18 protein-coding genes are annotated in these 15,859 nt (G+C 68.5%); 3 read left to right on the plus strand and 15 right to left on the minus strand.

Annotated elements, in window-relative coordinates; all coding sequences use genetic code 11:
* From EV147_RS21960 to pruA, 3 genes are all read right to left on the minus strand, one after another.
* A partial coding sequence (locus tag EV147_RS21960; protein ID WP_130393335.1) for an ATP-binding cassette domain-containing protein occupies window positions 1–168 on the minus strand: 168 nt, incomplete at its 3' end.
* Between the two features lie 81 nt (window positions 169–249).
* Window positions 250–1,458: an ABC transporter substrate-binding protein gene (locus tag EV147_RS21965; RefSeq protein ID WP_130393336.1), complete on the minus strand. Its 1,209-nt coding sequence runs from the start codon at window positions 1,456–1,458 to the stop codon at window positions 250–252.
* 53 nt (window positions 1,459–1,511) lie between these two features.
* The gene (pruA, locus tag EV147_RS21970) at window positions 1,512–3,137 is read right to left on the minus strand and encodes an L-glutamate gamma-semialdehyde dehydrogenase (RefSeq protein WP_130393337.1); all 1,626 of its coding nucleotides are present in this window, start codon (window positions 3,135–3,137) and stop codon (window positions 1,512–1,514) included.
* A gap of 118 nt (window positions 3,138–3,255) precedes the next feature.
* Here pruA and EV147_RS21975 point away from each other — a divergent pair, with 118 nt between their 5' ends.
* Window positions 3,256–3,927 (plus strand): GntR family transcriptional regulator, encoded by a 672-nt coding sequence (locus tag EV147_RS21975; protein WP_130393338.1) that lies wholly within the window; start codon window positions 3,256–3,258, stop codon window positions 3,925–3,927.
* Window positions 3,928–3,984: 57 nt separating this feature from the next.
* Here the strand turns inward: EV147_RS21975 and EV147_RS21980 are convergent, their stop codons facing one another.
* Window positions 3,985–4,569: a helix-turn-helix domain-containing protein gene (locus tag EV147_RS21980; protein WP_130393339.1), complete on the minus strand. Its 585-nt coding sequence runs from the start codon at window positions 4,567–4,569 to the stop codon at window positions 3,985–3,987.
* A gap of 98 nt (window positions 4,570–4,667) precedes the next feature.
* On the opposite strand from EV147_RS21980, the gene kbl reads away from it, so the two are divergent.
* Both kbl and EV147_RS21990 read left to right on the plus strand, forming a co-directional pair.
* Complete coding sequence (gene kbl / locus EV147_RS21985) at window positions 4,668–5,870, plus strand: glycine C-acetyltransferase (protein ID WP_130393340.1); 1,203 nt, start codon at window positions 4,668–4,670, stop codon at window positions 5,868–5,870.
* Window positions 5,867–6,838: an NAD-dependent epimerase/dehydratase family protein gene (locus EV147_RS21990; RefSeq protein WP_130393341.1), complete on the plus strand. Its 972-nt coding sequence runs from the start codon at window positions 5,867–5,869 to the stop codon at window positions 6,836–6,838. The genes kbl and EV147_RS21990 overlap by 4 nt, the downstream gene beginning before the upstream one ends.
* Here the strand turns inward: EV147_RS21990 and EV147_RS21995 are convergent.
* The 11 genes from EV147_RS21995 to gspG are packed head-to-tail and all read right to left on the minus strand — an operon-like array spanning window position 6,825 to window position 15,784.
* A complete protein-coding gene (locus EV147_RS21995; RefSeq protein WP_130393342.1) occupies window positions 6,825–7,334 on the minus strand; it encodes a type II secretion system protein in 510 nt (169 codons plus the stop codon). The two genes, EV147_RS21990 and EV147_RS21995, sit on opposite strands and share 14 nt — an antisense overlap.
* Window positions 7,309–7,773 (minus strand): type II secretion system protein, encoded by a 465-nt coding sequence (locus EV147_RS22000; protein ID WP_130393343.1) that lies wholly within the window; start codon window positions 7,771–7,773, stop codon window positions 7,309–7,311. Before EV147_RS22000 ends, EV147_RS21995 begins: the two co-directional genes overlap by 26 nt.
* Before the next feature lies 1 nt (window position 7,774).
* On the minus strand, window positions 7,775–8,248 hold the full coding sequence (locus EV147_RS22005) for a type II secretion system protein (RefSeq protein ID WP_130393344.1): 474 nt from the start codon (window positions 8,246–8,248) through the stop codon (window positions 7,775–7,777).
* A gap of 2 nt (window positions 8,249–8,250) precedes the next feature.
* A complete protein-coding gene (locus tag EV147_RS22010) occupies window positions 8,251–10,080 on the minus strand; it encodes a secretin N-terminal domain-containing protein (RefSeq protein ID WP_130393345.1) in 1,830 nt (609 codons plus the stop codon).
* A 41-nt stretch (window positions 10,081–10,121) separates the two neighbouring features.
* On the minus strand, window positions 10,122–10,652 hold the full coding sequence (locus tag EV147_RS22015) for a hypothetical protein (protein WP_130393346.1): 531 nt from the start codon (window positions 10,650–10,652) through the stop codon (window positions 10,122–10,124).
* Complete coding sequence (locus EV147_RS22020) at window positions 10,649–11,185, minus strand: hypothetical protein (RefSeq protein WP_130393347.1); 537 nt, start codon at window positions 11,183–11,185, stop codon at window positions 10,649–10,651. Before EV147_RS22020 ends, EV147_RS22015 begins: the two co-directional genes overlap by 4 nt.
* Window positions 11,182–11,706, minus strand: coding sequence for a hypothetical protein (locus EV147_RS22025; protein ID WP_130393348.1), 525 nt, complete (start codon window positions 11,704–11,706; stop codon window positions 11,182–11,184). The genes EV147_RS22020 and EV147_RS22025 overlap by 4 nt, the downstream gene beginning before the upstream one ends.
* Complete coding sequence (locus EV147_RS22030) at window positions 11,703–12,467, minus strand: hypothetical protein (protein WP_130393349.1); 765 nt, start codon at window positions 12,465–12,467, stop codon at window positions 11,703–11,705. Before EV147_RS22030 ends, EV147_RS22025 begins: the two co-directional genes overlap by 4 nt.
* Entirely contained in the window at window positions 12,448–14,160 is a 1,713-nt protein-coding gene (locus EV147_RS22035; protein ID WP_130393350.1) for a GspE/PulE family protein, read from the minus strand. Before EV147_RS22035 ends, EV147_RS22030 begins: the two co-directional genes overlap by 20 nt.
* Window positions 14,157–15,335, minus strand: coding sequence for a type II secretion system F family protein (locus EV147_RS22040; protein ID WP_130393351.1), 1,179 nt, complete (start codon window positions 15,333–15,335; stop codon window positions 14,157–14,159). The genes EV147_RS22035 and EV147_RS22040 overlap by 4 nt, the downstream gene beginning before the upstream one ends.
* Window positions 15,336–15,343: 8 nt before the next feature.
* Entirely contained in the window at window positions 15,344–15,784 is a 441-nt protein-coding gene (gene gspG, locus EV147_RS22045) for a type II secretion system major pseudopilin GspG (RefSeq protein WP_130393352.1), read from the minus strand.
* Window positions 15,785–15,859: the final 75 nt, after the last annotated feature.

Consider the following 15,859-nt stretch of genomic DNA (forward strand, 5'->3'; position numbering starts at 1 on the left):
CTCCAGGAACTTCGTGAGCAGGTTGAAGCAGGTGGTCTTGCCCGCGCCGTTGGGCCCGATCAATGCATGGATCGAGCCGCGACGCACGCGCAGGTCCACACCGTCGACCGCCGTGAAGCCTTTGAAGGACTTCGTCAGGTGGCGGACTTCCAGTACGTTGGTTGTCATGTGATACGAAATTATTGCCGTGGAATCGCTGATGGTTTGCTCCCCTCTCCCGCCATGCGGGAGAGGGGAACAGGCCCGGACTTATTTCTTGACCAGCGGGCAGCGCGATTGCGACAGCGGCTGGAAGGCTTCCTCGCCCGGCACGGTGGCCACGAGCTTCAGGTAGTCCCACGGCGTCTTGGAGTCGGCCGGCTTCTTCACTTCCATCAGGTACATGTCGTGGACCATGCGGCCGTCGGCGCGGACATAGCCGTTCTTGGCAAACGCGTCGTTGATCCTGGCCTTCTTCAGCGCCGCCATGACGGTGTCCGAATCGTCGCTGCCGGTGGCTTGCACGGCCTTCAGGTAGTTCAGCACGGCCGAGTACGTGCCGGCGTGCACCATGTTCGGCATGCGCTTCATGCGGGCGAAGAACCGGGTGCCGAACTCACGCGTCTGCGGGTTCAGGTCCCAGTACCAGGCGTCGGTCATCTTCATGCCCTGCGTCAGCTTCAGGCCCAGGCTGTGTACATCGCTGATGGTCATCAGCAGGCCCACCAGCGTCTGGTTCTTCGGCAGGCCGAAATCGTTGGCGGCCTTGATCGCGTTGATGGTGTCGCCGCCGCCGTTGGCCAGTGCCACCACCTGCGCCTTCGATGCCTGGGCCTGCAGCACGAACGACGAGAAGTCCAATGCGTTCAGCGGGTGTTTGATCTGGCCCACCACGGTGCCGCCGGAGGCCTTGACCACGTCGGCCGTGGCGGTTTCCAGCGAGGCGCCGAAGGCATAGTCGGCCGTCATGAAGTACCAGCTCTTCAGGCCCTGCCTGACCATCGCCTTGCCGGCCACGTTGGCCAGCGCGTAGGTGTCATAGACCCAATGCACGATGTACGGCGAGCATTCCTCGTTGGTGTGGCGCAGGTTGGCGCCGCCCGTGATCAGCGAGATGCGCTTCTTCTCCGAGGCGATGCGCGACACGGCCAGCGCGACCGACGAGTTCGGCAGGTCGACGATGGTGTCCACGCCGTCGCGGTCGATCCATTCGCGCGCCTTGGCGCTGCCGATGTCGGCCTTGTTCTGGTGGTCGGCGGTGACCAGTTCGATCTTCTTGCCGGGCAGGCCGTTGCCAAAGTCCTCGATGGCCATCTTCGCGGCCTCGACCGAGCCCTTGCCGGCATAGTCGAGGTAGACGCCGGACAGGTCGGTCATCACGCCGATCTTGACGACATCGCCGGAAATCGCCGCGCTGGCTGCGCCGGCGAACGTGGTCAGGCTGAACGCCAGGGCGGACAGCAGGGTGGCTCGCTTCATCTCTTCTTCTCCGTGGTGGTGTGGCTTGAAATCTGTCTTTTCGGGCAGCGCGCTCAGGCAGCCATATGGGGGTAGCGGTAGTCGGCCGGCGGCACGAAGGTCTCCTTCACCGTGCGCGGCGAGACCCAGCGCAGCAGGTTCAGCGGCGAGCCGGCCTTGTCGTTGGTGCCGCTGCGGCGTGCGCCGCCGAACGGCTGCTGGCCGACCACGGCGCCGGTGGGCTTGTCGTTGATATAGAAGTTGCCCGCGGCATAGCGCAGTGCGTCGGAAGCCTGCGCGATGGCGGCGCGGTCGGTGGCGAATACGGCGCCGGTCAGTGCGTAGGGGCTGGTGCCGTCCACCAGCGACAGCACTTCGGGCCAGTGTTCGTCGGCGTAGACGTAGACGCTGAGCACGGGGCCGAACAGCTCGGTTTCCATCAGCGTGTGGCGCGGGTCGCTGACTTCGAGCACGGTTGGCGCGATGAAGTAGCCGACGCTGTCGTCGGCCCTGCCGCCGGCGACGAGCTTGACGCCGCTGTCCGCCGCCGCGCGCTGCAGGTGGCCCGCGATGCGGTCGAACGCGCGGCGGTCGATCACGGCGCCCATGAAGTTGGTGAAATCGGTGACGTCGCCCATGCGGATGGTCTCGACCATCGCCACGAGGCGGTCCCTGACCTCCGGCCACAGCGAGGCCGGGATGTAGGCGCGCGAGGCCGCGCTGCACTTCTGGCCCTGGTACTCGAACGCGCCGCGCAGTAGCGCCACGGCCAGCGTCCCGGCGTCGGCGGAAGCATGGGCGAGGACGAAATCCTTGCCGCCGGTCTCGCCAACCAGGCGCGGATAGCTGCGATAGCGCGACACGTTGCGGCCCACTTCGCCCCAGAGGGTGTCGAACACGGCCGTCGAGCCTGTGAAGTGGATACCGGCAAGTTCGGGTCGTGCCAGCACGGCGCCGCTGACCGCCACCGGGTCGCCCGGCAGGAAGTTGATGACGCCCTGCGGCAGGCCGGCGGCTTCGAGCAGTTCCATGAACAGGTAGTTCGACAGCGACGCCGTGGCCGCCGGCTTCCAGACCACGGTGTTGCCCATCAGTGCCGGCGCAATGGCCAGATTGCCGCCGATGGCCGTGAAGTTGAACGGTGTTACCGCGTAGACAAAGCCTTCCAGCGGGCGGTATTCAAGGTGGTTGCGCATGCCGGGCGAGGAAAGCGGCTGGCCGTTGGCGATCTCGTGCGCAAACTGGACATTGAAGCGCAGGAAGTCGATCAGCTCGCAGGCGGCGTCGATCTCGGCCTGGTAGCACGTCTTGCCCTGTCCCAGCATCGTCGCGGCGTTGAGCCGGGCGCGCCACGGTCCGGCCAGCAGGTCGGCGGCCCTGAGGAACACCGCCGAGCGCTCGGCCAGCGAGGCATTGGCCCAGTCGCGCTGGGCGGCCACGGCCGCGTCGATCGATGCGTGGATGGTGGCGGCTTCGGCGTTGTGCACGCGGCCCAGCTTCCGGGCATGAGCGTGTGGCGCGCACACGTCCGTGTGGCTGCCGCTGGCGATGCGTTCGCCATTGACCACGGCATGGATATCGACCTGCCGCGTCTGCTGCGCGGCCAGTTCGGCAATCAGTGCGGTGCGCTCGGCGCTGCCAGGCGCATAGGCCAGAACCGTTTCATTAGTGGTTTTTGGATGCAGATTGTTTGCAGACATATACGACTGACTACCTATTGGATATGAGAGGTAAGAAATTGGATCCAATATAGCAGCGCGAATATTCAGGCACAATAGGGACCTCACTCGAATCGCACACCGATCTCCAGCACTTCCCATGTCCACGCAACCGGGCCGCACCAGCGCCCCTACCAAGGGTTTACCCCAGATCATTCGTGACCAGCTTCGCTATGAAATCCTGAAAGGCACGCTACCGGTTGGCGAGCAACTGCGGCAGGACGCGCTTGCCGAGCGCTTCAACGCCAGCCGCATTCCCGTGCGGGAAGCCCTGCGCCAGCTGGAAACGGAAGGGCTGGTGACGTATCAGCGCAACCGGGGCGCCGTGGTGTCGGGGATGGATGTGTCGCAGATCTGCGAACTGCTCGATATCCGCGTGGCGCTGGAATGCCACGCGGCGCGGCTGGGCGTGCCGAACATGGTTCAGCAGGATTTCCAGCAGATGCAGGAGATCCTCGATGCGTATTCAGAATCGGAATCGCTCGTGGAGTGGGCCGAGTACAACCGGCGTTTCCACCTGGCGCTATGCGCGCCGGCCAACAACAAGCGCCTGCGCAGGCTGATCGAGGAGTTCTGCCTCAATACCGACCGTTACACGCACGAGCAGATGTCGCTCGCCACGGGCAAGGAAGGACCGCAGGCCGACCATTACCGTATTCTCGAAGCGTGCAAGGCACGCGATGCGGTCAAGGTGGCGGGGCTGCTCGAGGAACACATCCTGGAGACGAAGCGGAATTTGCTGGCGAGTGAACGGATGAAGGAAGAGGGGTAGGTTTTTCTCCTCTCTCACGCCGTGCGGGAGAGGGAGCAGAACAAGCAGGAAGGCAACTCAACTGGGATGCACCACCACCAGCAACGCCGTCGCCATCCCTTTCCCCGGATTGGCAATCGCATGGGCCACGTCGGCGCCGTAGCGCGCTGTCTCGCCATGCTTCAGTTTCCTCTCGTCGCCGCCAGCGCGCACGGTCATGGCGCCGGAGAGTACCGTCAGGTGCTCCTGCGTGCCCGTGTCGTGCGGGTCTGACGCCAGCACGCCTCCCGGCTGGATCGACAGTTCATACCATTCAAAACGCCCCGCCAGCTCGATCGGGCCGAGGATACGTAGCTCGCAGCGCGTGTCCGGGCTCTTGAGCGCCGGGATCGCATGCGGCTGCACTACGGTGATTGCCGGGGCCGGCGGCGCGCTGCCGCCCTGGGCCAGGAAGTCGGTCAGGCTTACCCCGAGCGCGTTGGCCAGCCGCCACAGCACTGCCACGGTGGGATTGGCGAGGTTCCGTTCGATCTGCGACAGCATAGACTTGGAAACACCGGCGCGCCGCGACAGATCGTCCAGCGACAGCTGCTGGCCCTGCCGCAGTGCCTGCAGCGTGCTGCCGACCGCCGGCGGCCCTTCGGCGGGGATGGGTTGCGTCATCGTCATTCGTTCGTTATAGTGCACGTCACGTTCTTTATATAGAACACGTTCGATTTATCGATCGAGCGATCCGAGACACTACCACCGGGAGTCTGGCCATGTCGAGTGCCGAGGCTTTTTATGCATCGATCCGCGCGGAACTCGATGCGATCCGCGACGCGGGGCTGTACAAGCGCGAGCGCATCATCGCCACGCCGCAGGGCGCCACGATCCGCACCGCCGATGGCCGCGAGGTCATCAATCTCTGCGCCAACAACTACCTGGGACTTTCCTCGCATCCCAAGGTGATCGAGGCCGCCCACGAGGCACTGCGTACCCATGGCTACGGCCTGTCGTCGGTGCGGTTCATCTGCGGCACGCAGGATCTGCACAAGACGCTGGAGCAGCGGCTGGCGAGCTTCCTGGGCACCGAGGACACCATCCTCTACGGCTCGGCATTTGACGCCAACGGTGGCCTGTTCGAGACGCTGCTCGGCCCGGACGACGCGGTGATCAGCGACGAGCTGAACCATGCGTCGATCATCGATGGCATCCGCCTGTCCAAGGCGAAGCGCTACCGCTACAAACACAACGATCTCGATGACCTGGACGCCCAGTTGAAGCAGGCCGATGCCGATGGCGCGCGCTTCAAGCTGGTCTTCAGCGATGGCGTGTTCTCGATGGACGGCACGGTCGCCCGGCTCGACGAGATCCGCCGGATCTGCGATGCGCACGGCGCGCTGCTCGGCATCGACGAATGCCACGCCACCGGTTTCATGGGTGCCCGCGGCCGCGGCACGCACGAGGCGCGCGGGGTCTTCGGCAAGATCGACCTCATCACCGGCACGCTCGGCAAGGCGCTGGGCGGTGCCTCGGGTGGCTTCACGACGGGCCGCAGGGAGGTGATCGACCTGCTGCGCCAGCGCTCGCGTCCCTACCTGTTCTCGAACACCGTGGCGCCGGCCATCGTCGGCGGCAGCATCGCCGTGCTCGATATCCTCGAAGGCAGCACCGAACTGCGCGACCGGCTGGCGGCCAACACGAAGTTCTTCCGCGAAGGCATTGCCGCGCTTGGCTTCGACATCAAGCCTGGCGAGCATCCGATCGTGCCGATCATGGTCTACGACGCGGACCGGGCGCAGAAGCTCTCCGAGCGGCTGCTCGAACTGGGCGTCTATGTGGTGGGCTTCTTCTATCCCGTGGTGCCGAAGGGGCAGGCCCGTATCCGCGTGCAGATGAGCGCCGGACACGACCAGACCACACTGCGCACGGCGCTCGACGTGTTCGCCCAGGCGGGCCGCGAACTGGGGCTGGTGCGATGACGGCGGCAGTTTCCAATACGCCGCCGAAGATCCTGATCGTCGGCGCCAACGGACAGCTTGGCTCCGAACTGGCGCTGGCGCTGGCCGAGCGCCACGGGCGCGGGCAGGTGGTGACGTCCGACGTGGTGCCCACGGGCCGCCATGTCCATATCGCGCACGAGATGCTCAACATCACCGATCGCGGTGAACTGGCCACCGTGATCGAGCGCCACGGCATCACGCAGATCTACCTGCTGGCCGCCGCGCTGTCCGCCACGGGCGAGAAGGCGCCGCAGTGGGCCTGGAACCTGAACATGACCGGCTTGCTGAACGTGCTGGAAGCGGCGCGGCACCACGGCATTTCCCGCGTGTTCTGGCCTAGTTCGATTGCCGCGTTCGGCCCGACCACGCCGCGCGTGGACACGCCGCAGCAGACCGTCATGGAGCCGACCACGGTCTATGGCATTTCCAAGCTGGCCGGCGAGGGCTGGTGCCGCTGGTACTTCGAAAATCACGGCGTGGACGTGCGCAGCGTGCGCTATCCGGGCCTGATCTCGCACAAGACGCCGCCGGGCGGTGGGACCACCGATTACGCGGTAGATATCTTCCACCATGCCGTGCGCGGCGAGCCTTACACCTGCTTCCTCGACGCCGGCGAGCGCCTGCCGATGATGTACATGCCCGATGCCATCCGGGCCACGCTGGAACTGATGGACGCGCCGGCCGAACAGGTGCGCGAGCGGGGCAGCTACAACCTGGCCGGCATGAGCTTCACGCCGGCCGAGATTGCCGAGGCCATCCGGCGCCGTGTGCCGGATTTCACGGTGCGGTACGAGCCGGACTACCGGCAGGCCATCGCGCAGGGCTGGCCCGATTCGATCGACGACAGCGCCGCCCGGCGCGACTGGGGCTGGCAGCCACGTTTCTCGCTGCAGCAGATGGTCGACGACATGCTGGCAAACCTGCGCATGGCGGTCACGGCGGCGTGAGATCGTCGCGCAGCGTCTGCCCGGGCCAGTACGCAAAGCGCCAGTCGGCGTAGCTTTCCGCCTCGGCAAAGCCCGGTTCGTCGGCGTAGAAGCCATCCTGCCGCAGCGGGCGCCTGGCTGAGCCGCTGTGCACGCCCATGAAGCCGTCGCCGGGTGCGGGCAGGTACTGCCAATCCGCCCCGGTCATCGGATCGTCCCAGGGCTTGCGTAGCCAGCGGCGCACCTGGCCGGTCCGGTTGTCCTCCACGAGATCGGCCAGTGTCTCCGGATAGCGGCCCGAGCCGTTTTCGACGTAGCGGCGGATCGCCTCGCGGATCTCCGTGCCACGCTGGCGCAGTTCCACCTCGCGTTCGCGCTGCGCCCGCATCTGCCAGGCATCGCCCACCTTCATCAGGTACACGCCCATCACCGCCACCATCGCCAGGCACCAGACCAGCGTGAAGCCGCTGGCCCGGCGCCGGCGCGGCGGACTACAGCTCCGAGTAAGGCGTGCCATCGTGGGTCTCGCCTTCCGCCACGCTGCGCACGTCGTAGACGCCCTGCGTGGCTTGCTGGGATCGCTGCATGCCGGTGTCCGGATCGGCGGGCGGCGGAATGATGCGCCACCCAGTGGCGCTGCGCGTGACCGGATCGACCGGAATCTGCCGCAGGTACGACTGCTGGACCAGTGTCTCCAGCGAGCGCGGATACTCGCCGTGATCGGCATGGTAGCGGTCGATGGCGTCGCGCATCGCCGTCAGGTTGTGGCGCAGCACGGTCTCCTCGGCCCGTTCCGTCTGGGTGGCGAAGCGCGGCACCGCCAGCGTCATCAGCGCGGCCATGATGGCCAGCACCACCAGCAGTTCGATCAGGGTGAAGCCACGGGGATCGGAACGTCCGCGCCGTCCGGGGCCGGGGCGGGGGCGGGGGCCTTTGGGGGGAATGCCGGTGGTCATGTCACCACTCCTTGTAGGGTATGCCGTTCAGCCCGGTGTCCGGCGAGGTCGAGTAGACGTCGAAGACATCGTCGCCGCGCTCGGGCGCGTCGGGCGGGCTGGCGTAGGCGCGCAGGCCCCAGGTCTGCACGGCGGGCACGCCGGGGCACTGGCACATGGGATCGCGCGGGATGCGCCGCAGGAAGTACAGCTTCGCGCCGGCCGGGTTGCGGATATCGGTCACGCCTTCGGTCAGCGCCTCGAGCGTGGGCGGATAGCCGCTCGCGCCCACCAGGCGCGTGATGCGGCCGCCGTCCATGGCAGCCTTGTGTGCGTCGATGGCGTGGCGTATCTGCCAGAGCGCCTGGCGCAGGTCGGCCTCGCGGCCCTGCTGGGCGGCCACGCGCGCCAGCGGCAGGGCCACCATCGCCAGCGTGGCCAGCAGCGTCAGCGTGACCAGCATCTCTATCAGCGTGAAGCCTCGGGATCGGCGCATGGCTACGGTGCGGCCGGGGCCTCGGCGCCGGCCGGTGGCGTGGCGGGCCGGCTGGCCCGTGGGCCTGCACGGCGGCTGCGGGCGGCCGAGGGCTCCAGCGCCAGCGGCGCAGTGGTGATCTGGCTCAGCGGGCCGCTGTTGAACCGCGTGACGTGGCTGGCTGGCGTGGGCAGGTTGCGCACGATGCGCGGCGTGATCAGCAGCACCAGTTCCGTGGACGCCTCTTTCTTGCTGCGCGTGCCGAAGATGCGGTCGAGCACCGGCAACTCGCTGAGCCCCGGAATGCCGTGGCCGTTGCCCTGTTCGCTACGCTGCAACAGCCCGGCCAGTACCTGCGTCTCGCCATCGCGCGCGGTCATGTTGGTTTCGGCCTTGCGCGTGCCGATCTGGTACGCCATCAGGCCGGTCTGCGTCTTGATCGTGTTGACCACGTTCGAGACTTCCAGCGAGACCTTGACGCCGATTTCCCCGTCCTGGGTCAGCGTGGGTGTGACGTCGAGTTGCAGCCCCACGTCCTGGTAGCTGACCGATTCCGTCACGACGCCGTTGCCGTTGACCGTGGTCACCACCGGCAGCCGGTCGCCGATCATGATCTTGGCCTTCTCCCGGTTTTTCACGCGAATGCGCGGGTTGGCCAGCAGTTCCCCCTGGCCGCTCTGGCGCGCGAGGTTGGCCGTCACCACGGGATCGCCGAGGTTGACGCCGATGTTGTCACCGTTGAGGTTGCGCAGCTCATTCCAGGTCACCACGCCGGGCAGCTTCGCCGCGCCCGACACCGAGGCCGACACGCTCGACGGATAGCGGATGCCAAGATTCAGCTCGCTGTTGCTGTTCACTTCGAGCACCTGCACGTCGAACATGACTTCGGACTGCGGCAGGTCGTGCGCCTCCACCAGCCGCTCGGCCACGGCCACCGCCTCGGGTGTGTCGCGGATCACCAGCATGCCGAGCCGTTCGTCGATATAGACGTCCTTGGTCTTGACGATCTGCTTGAGCATGCCCATGACCTGCTTCGGGTCGGCATTGTTCAGGTAGAACGTGCGCGTGGTGAGGTCGCGGTACTGCTGCACCTTGTCCGCCACCTTCGGGTAGATCAGCAGCGTGGTGTCGTTGAGCAGCTTGCGGTCGAGGTTGTTGGTGGCCAGGATCAGGTCGACCACGGCCTCGACGGAGGTCTCCTTCGCCGAGACGGTTGCGCGCAGGTCCTGCGGCACGTCCTTGTCGAGCACGAAGTTGAGCCGCGACAGCGTGGAGATCGTGGTCAGTACGCTGGCCAGCGGCTGGTCGCGGAACTGGACCGAGATCGGCTGGCGCAGCGATGCCGCCAGGCTGCTGGCAGGCTGGCTGCGTGCGGCCGCCACCATCGCGGCCGTCTCCTTGTAGAGCGCGCGGGCCCCAAGGTGGCGGGGGTCCAGCGTCAGCGCCTTCTCCACCTGCGCGAACGCGCCGGCAGGGTCGCTGCGGGCTGTCTCGCGTGCCCGGGCGAGCAGGGCGGCGATCTGCCGCGCCGCGGCGGCGCGTTCCTCGCCTTCGCGGGCGCGGGCGTTGCCGGGGTCGATCGAAATGGCTTCAGCGAAGGACAGCGCGGCATCGTCGATCAGATCGCGCTCCAGTTGCGCCGTGCCCTGCTGTACGAGCATCTGCACGCGCCGCTCGCGCTCCACCTGGAACGCAAGCTGGGTGGCGGTACTGTCGGGCGCCTGTGCGGCCCTGGCCGCGGCCTGGGCGAACGAGGCGCCGGGATCGGGAGTGGGTGTCACGCCCGGCAACGCGCAGCCGGCCAGCATCGATGCCGCAAGCGCCGCGAGGCTGAACTGCAATCGGGACTTCAAGGGAATCTCCTGGAAAGGGGTGGGAGGTCGGCGGGGCGTTTTCACCCGCCGGCTACTACGGTCAGATGCAGGCGCCTGCCGGTAGACAGTTCGGTCACGCGGGCACCTTCGGCCTCGATGGCGTCGAGCCGGTAACCGCGCCAGCCCTGACCCGGCTGCAGGCTGCCCGGCGCCGTGCAGTCCGCGCAGGCGATCCGGGAGGCGCCGCCGGCTTCGAGCACGACCATGACGCCGCGTGTGTCCTGCCAGATCGCAGTGGCCGAGATTGCCGGCGGCCGCCGCGCGGGCGGGGCATCGTTCACCGGCGGCAGCAAGGGGTCCGGGGACTCGTCCTCGGGCAGTGCCTGCATCGCGCCAAGCCGCCAGCCGGGCCTGCGGAACAGGTCCGGATGCGGCGTGGCTACCGACAGATCCGGCGGGGTTACGGCGGGCGCCGGGGCGGGGCGGACTGCACCGCGCGCGGCACGCGGCACCGGGGTTTCCTCCAGCGTCGATCCGTCGAGCCACGCCACATAGGCCGTCGCGCACGCGGTGACCACCAGCAGGGCCAGCAGGGGGCGGGAGAACGTCATGATCCGGCCTCCACGAGGTAGCTCAGTTGCACCAGGGCGTTGACGGCGCCGTCGCGGTCCAGTGCGCGGACCAGCGAAACCGAATCGATCCGCGCGCCGGGCAGCCGCTCCACCGCTTCCAGATAGGCGCGCAGCGCCGGGTAGGGGCCGTCCACCGCGTAGCGCAGCGTATGGCGCAGATAGCGCTGGCCCGCCTCGGGGCGCGTGGCGAAATCGATATCGGTCAGTTCGATGCCCTGCTGCAAGGCCAGCTCGGCGTGGGTGCGCAGGAAACCGGTGTAGGTTGCGGCGGCGGGCATGGCCTGCCGGGCCGCACCGGACTGTCCGGCGGCCACCTCGCGCCTGAGCCGGTCGGTCTCGGCCGACTCGGTCGCAAGCCGGGCCGTCGCTTCGTCGATCCCGGGCAGGATCTGGCCGTACAGCGCCAGCAGCGCAACGGCGCCAAGGGCCAGCGCGGCCGTGCCCGCGCGTCCACAGCGGTGGCGCAGGAGCTGCAGCGTCCATTGCAGGCGATGGGTGGAGAGGCCGATCATGGCGAGGGCTCCTCCCAGCGCAGCTGGATCGTGGCCTCGATGCCACCATGGCCGCCCGCTTCGTCGTCGGACCCGCGCTGCTGGCGCACCAGCGAGGCGCTGCGTACCCCCGGTGTAGCCGCCAGCGCATCGATCAGTGCCAGCAATGCCGCTTCGTTGCGGGTTTCGAGTTCGAGCCGCTGGCTGCGCGCGTTGGCGTCGATATCGATGCGCGCGTAGGACACGTCCTCGCTCCATGTGCGTTCGAGCCAGCCGAGCACGGGCATCATCGGCTGGGCCTGCCGCCGCACGATGTCGGCGCCCGGCCCGGCGGCGCGCTGCGCGCTGCGCTGGGCGGCGAGCTGCCGCTTCCATTGCGCCGCTTCGCTCCGGGCCGCTTCCACGGCGTTGCCGAGCGAGCGCAGCGTCAGGAACTCGTAGGCGGTCCAGCCGGCAACCGCGATGCTGACCGTGCCGAGCACGAGGGCGAAGGCCGACGGACGGGGCCGCGCCGGCAGGAATTCAGGCAGGCGCGATCTCACGGCAGGCTCCCTGTTTGCGCCACGGGCAGATGTGGGCCGAGCCAGATGGCAGTGGCGCCGTGGCCAACAGCCAATTCGGACGCCGCGAAGGCACCGATCAGCGCGATCTGGTCCGGCAGGCCCGTCCCGGCGGTCAGCGCCAGGCTGGCCATGCCGGTATCGACTGCCGAGCCGGCATTGGTCGTCTCCGCGAAGGTGCCGATGGCGATGACCGCACCGTCCTTGCGCAGCGCGCAGTGCATCACGCCCCGCTCGCGCAACGCCACGGCGGTGTCGGCTCCGGGCAGGCCGTTCCGGTAGTGATGCAGGGCATGCGCGAACGTCGACGTCACGCTGCGCAGGCGCACCTGATGGGCGGCGGCACGCGCGACGAGCGCATCGACCAGTCCGGCGTCGGCCAGCGCGGCCAGCCGTGGCTGGCCGTATTGCAACGGACCCAGCGCGATTCGGCACGCTTCGTGCTCGATGCCGGTGGCTTCGCAACTGGCGTGGGTCCAGCCGCGCCACGCGTCGTCGGCGAACAGCCGGGGCTGCCAGGGCACGGCGGCATGCCAGGCCCACGGGTAGCCGAGGCGCACGCACAGCGACTTGCCGCGCAGCGTCGGCAGCAGGTTGTCGATGGCGCCAAGCAGGGCGTCCTGTCCGCTGCCTGCAGGCTGGTACGTGGCGGGCGCGTCGATGGCGGTGCCGCGCGTTTCCGGGCGGACGCCGATGGCGTCGTGCAGCAGCCAGAGGCAGGCGTTACTCGGCGAACGTGACACGGTTGGCCTCCTGCAAGGTGGTGATGCCGCGCGCGGCCAGTGCCACGGTGGCCTGCCGCAGCGAAAGAAAGCCGGCTTCGCGCGCAATCGCGCGTTGCTCGCCGGAGGGCGCCTGCCGCAGCATCGCGTCGCGCAGCCGGTCGTTGATGCGCAGGACTTCGGCCACCGGCCGCCGTCCCAGATAGCCGGTGTCGTGGCAGGCTTCGCAGCCGCTGCCTTCGCGCAGCGTCCAGCCGGCGATGTCGGACGCCTGCAGGCCGGAGCGGGCCAGTAGCGCCGCGTCGGCGCTCGCGTCCCGGGCGCAGTGCGGACACACCGTGCGTACGAGCTGCTGGGCGACCACGCCGATCAGTGATTCCACGAGGCTGTGGGGCGTGATGCCCATGTGCAGGAAGCGGTCGAGCACCGAGAACGCCCCGTTGGCGTGGACGCTGGTCAGCACGAGGTGGCCGGTCAGCGCCGCCTGCACGGCGATGGCGGCGGTTTCGCCGTCGCGGATTTCACCGACCAGGATCTTGTCGGGGTCGTGGCGCAGGATCGAGCGCAGGCCGCGCGCAAAGGTCAGGCCCTTGCGGTCGTTGACCGGAATCTGCAGCACGCCGGGCACCTCGTACTCCACCGGGTCTTCGATCGTGATGATCTTCTCCTGGCCGGTGTCGAGTTCGGACAGTGCGGCGTACAGCGTGGTCGACTTGCCCGAACCGGTCGGACCCGTCACGAGCAGCAGCCCGTGCGGCATCGCGGCCAGCGCGCGGATGGCGGCCACCGCGTGGGCGTCGTGGCCAAGCCCGTCGAGCCGCAGCGGCGTGCCTTCCGCATTGCCGCGGCGCTTGTCCAGCACGCGCAGCACGGCGTCCTCGCCGTGGATCGACGGCATGACCGAGACGCGGAAATCGACCTCGCGCCCCGCCACGATGGCCTTGAAGCGGCCATCCTGCGGAATGCGGCGCTCCGCGATGTCGAGTTCGGCCATTACCTTGATGCGCGAGATCGCCTGCTCGGCCACGTCGTGGCCAGGCATGGCGGCGGCGTGCAGCAGCACGCCATCGACGCGGTAGCGCACGGCCAGCCCGTCGGGCAGCGTTTCCATGTGGACGTCGGAGGCGGCCATGCGCAGCGCGTCGTAGAGCGTGGAATTGACGAGCCGCACCACGGGGCTGGTGTCCTGTGCCAGGCTCGCCAGCGAAATGCCGCCATCGCCGGGCGTGGTTTCCGGGTCCGGCGTGGCGTCGGTGGCAATCTGGGCCAGCGCGCGCTGGCGGTCGCCATGGAGCGCCAGCGTCGCCTGCAGGGCCGCGCTGGGCACGACCGCCTCTACATAGGCGTGTCCCCCCTGAGCCAGCCGGCGCGCGATGCGTTCGCGCTCGGCGATACGGGTAGGATCGCCCAGCGCAAGCGTCAGCAGCGGCGAGTCCGGGGCGGTCTGCACCAGCAGGCAGTGGCGCTGGATGGCGCACGCGTAGGGCAGCAGGTCGAAGCGCGGTGCGGCGGCGGCAAGCGCGGCGGTGTCGAGCAGTGGCAGGCGGAACAGGCCGGCGAGATGGCGCGCGGCGGTCTCGGCATCGACGTGCGAGGTCTCGGCGATGCGGGTCTGGAGGTCCTGTTCCGGCGCGGCGGCGCGCAGCGCGTGCAGGGCCAGCAGCGACGGCAGGGGTGGCGCGGAGGGCGAGGAGGGCGAGGAGGGCAAGGTCATTGCATGTTTCCGGCCAGTTCGAAGATCGGCATGTAGAGGAGAAACACGATGCCGCCGACCAGCCCGCCCACCACCAGCATCAGCAGTGGTTCGATCAGCTTCGTGGCGGTATCGATGGCGCGGTCGAGCGCTTCGTCGCAGAACTGGGCGGCGCGCTCGCACATGTCCGGCAGTTCGCCGCTGCGCTCGCCCACGCGCAGCAGCCGTTCGGCGACGGGCGTGGTCAGGCCGTGGCGGGACAGCGTGTCGGCCACGGGCAGGCCCGTCTCGATCTCGGCGATGGCCCGCGCCAGCGCATTGCGCAGCGGCTCGGGCAGCAGCGGCGAGGCCAGCCGCAGCGCGGGGACGGCCGCCATCCCGCCGGCCAGCAGCAGGCCAGTGGTGCGGTAGAGCTTGGTCAGCGCCAGCAGGCGCTGCAGTGATTGCAACTGTGGAATCCGCAGCGCCAGCGCGAACAGCCGCGGCACGAGCCTGGCATGTCGCGCGCCAGCCAGCAGGGCCAGCGCGGCGGCCAGCAGGCCGAGGGCGATCAGGCCGCCGTGCGCCTCCACGGACTCGCCCCACCACAGCAGCCAGCGCGCGGCGGCCGGGAGGTCGCGCATCGACGCGTACACCTGGCTGAAGCGGGGAATCACGAAGAACAGCAGGAACAGCATGATCAGGCCGCCGATGGCGATCACCACGGCCGGATAGATCAGGGCGCTGACGGCGCGCTTGCGCACGGCTGCCAGGCGGGCCTCGTAGCGGTGGTAGCGCGACAGGGCGTCGGCCAGGTGCCCGGTCCGTTCGGCGGAGGCTACCGTGGCGACATACAGCGCGGGAAACTGCTCGGGCAGGCCGGCCAGCACGCCCGACAACGGCAGGCCCTGGTACAGGCCGTCGATGATCGCGTCGAGCACGCGGCGCGTGGCGTTTTCAGCCGAGCCCGACGATTTGTCGCGCAACGCCTCGACGCATTCGACCAGCGAGAGCCCCGCGTTCAGCAAGGCGATCAGTTCCTGCGTAAACAGCGCGGTCTGGAACGGCGCCGCCCGGCTCAGGCGAAACACGCCACGGCAGGCCACCACATGCTCGCCGGCGGCGGTGGCCATGCGGCGCGCCGTCTCGGCATCGGCGGCGGTGACCACGCGTTCGTGGAGTTCCCCGTGGCGTGCCACGGTCAGGCGGTATTGCATGAGTGGCCTTACCACGCGATATCGGCCGCATGGCCAGTACCGCCGGGCTTGCCGTCGGCACCGGTCGATGACAGGTCGTAGTCCTTGCCGCCGGTGCCGGGCACGGCGTAGCGGTAGGGCTGGCCCCACGGGTCGGCGGGGATTGCGCGGGTCAGGTACGGCCCCTGCCAGCGCTGGCCGGCATCAGCGGGCTGCGCCGTGAGCGCGTCGAGGCCCTGCTCGGTAGCCGGGTAGGCGCCCATGTCCAGCCGGTAGCGGTCCAGCGCGTCGCCGAGCGCCTTCATCTGGCCGGTCGCGGTCTTGACCTTGGCCTTGTCGAGTTCGCCGAACAGTTTCGGACCGACATAGCCGGCCAGCATGGCGATGATGAGCAGGACGACCAGCAGCTCCAGCAGCGTGAAGCCTGCGTGGCGAAGGCGGGTCGTCCGGATGTGATTCGGTAATGACATTTCTCAGGCCCACAAAACAGAAATGCCGCCGGCAGGGATTGCCGGCGGCAGCCGCGGTGGCCCAGGCTGGCCACC

The organism is Cupriavidus agavae, assembly GCF_004217045.1.
GTDB classification, from domain to species: Bacteria; Pseudomonadota; Gammaproteobacteria; order Burkholderiales; family Burkholderiaceae; genus Cupriavidus; species Cupriavidus agavae.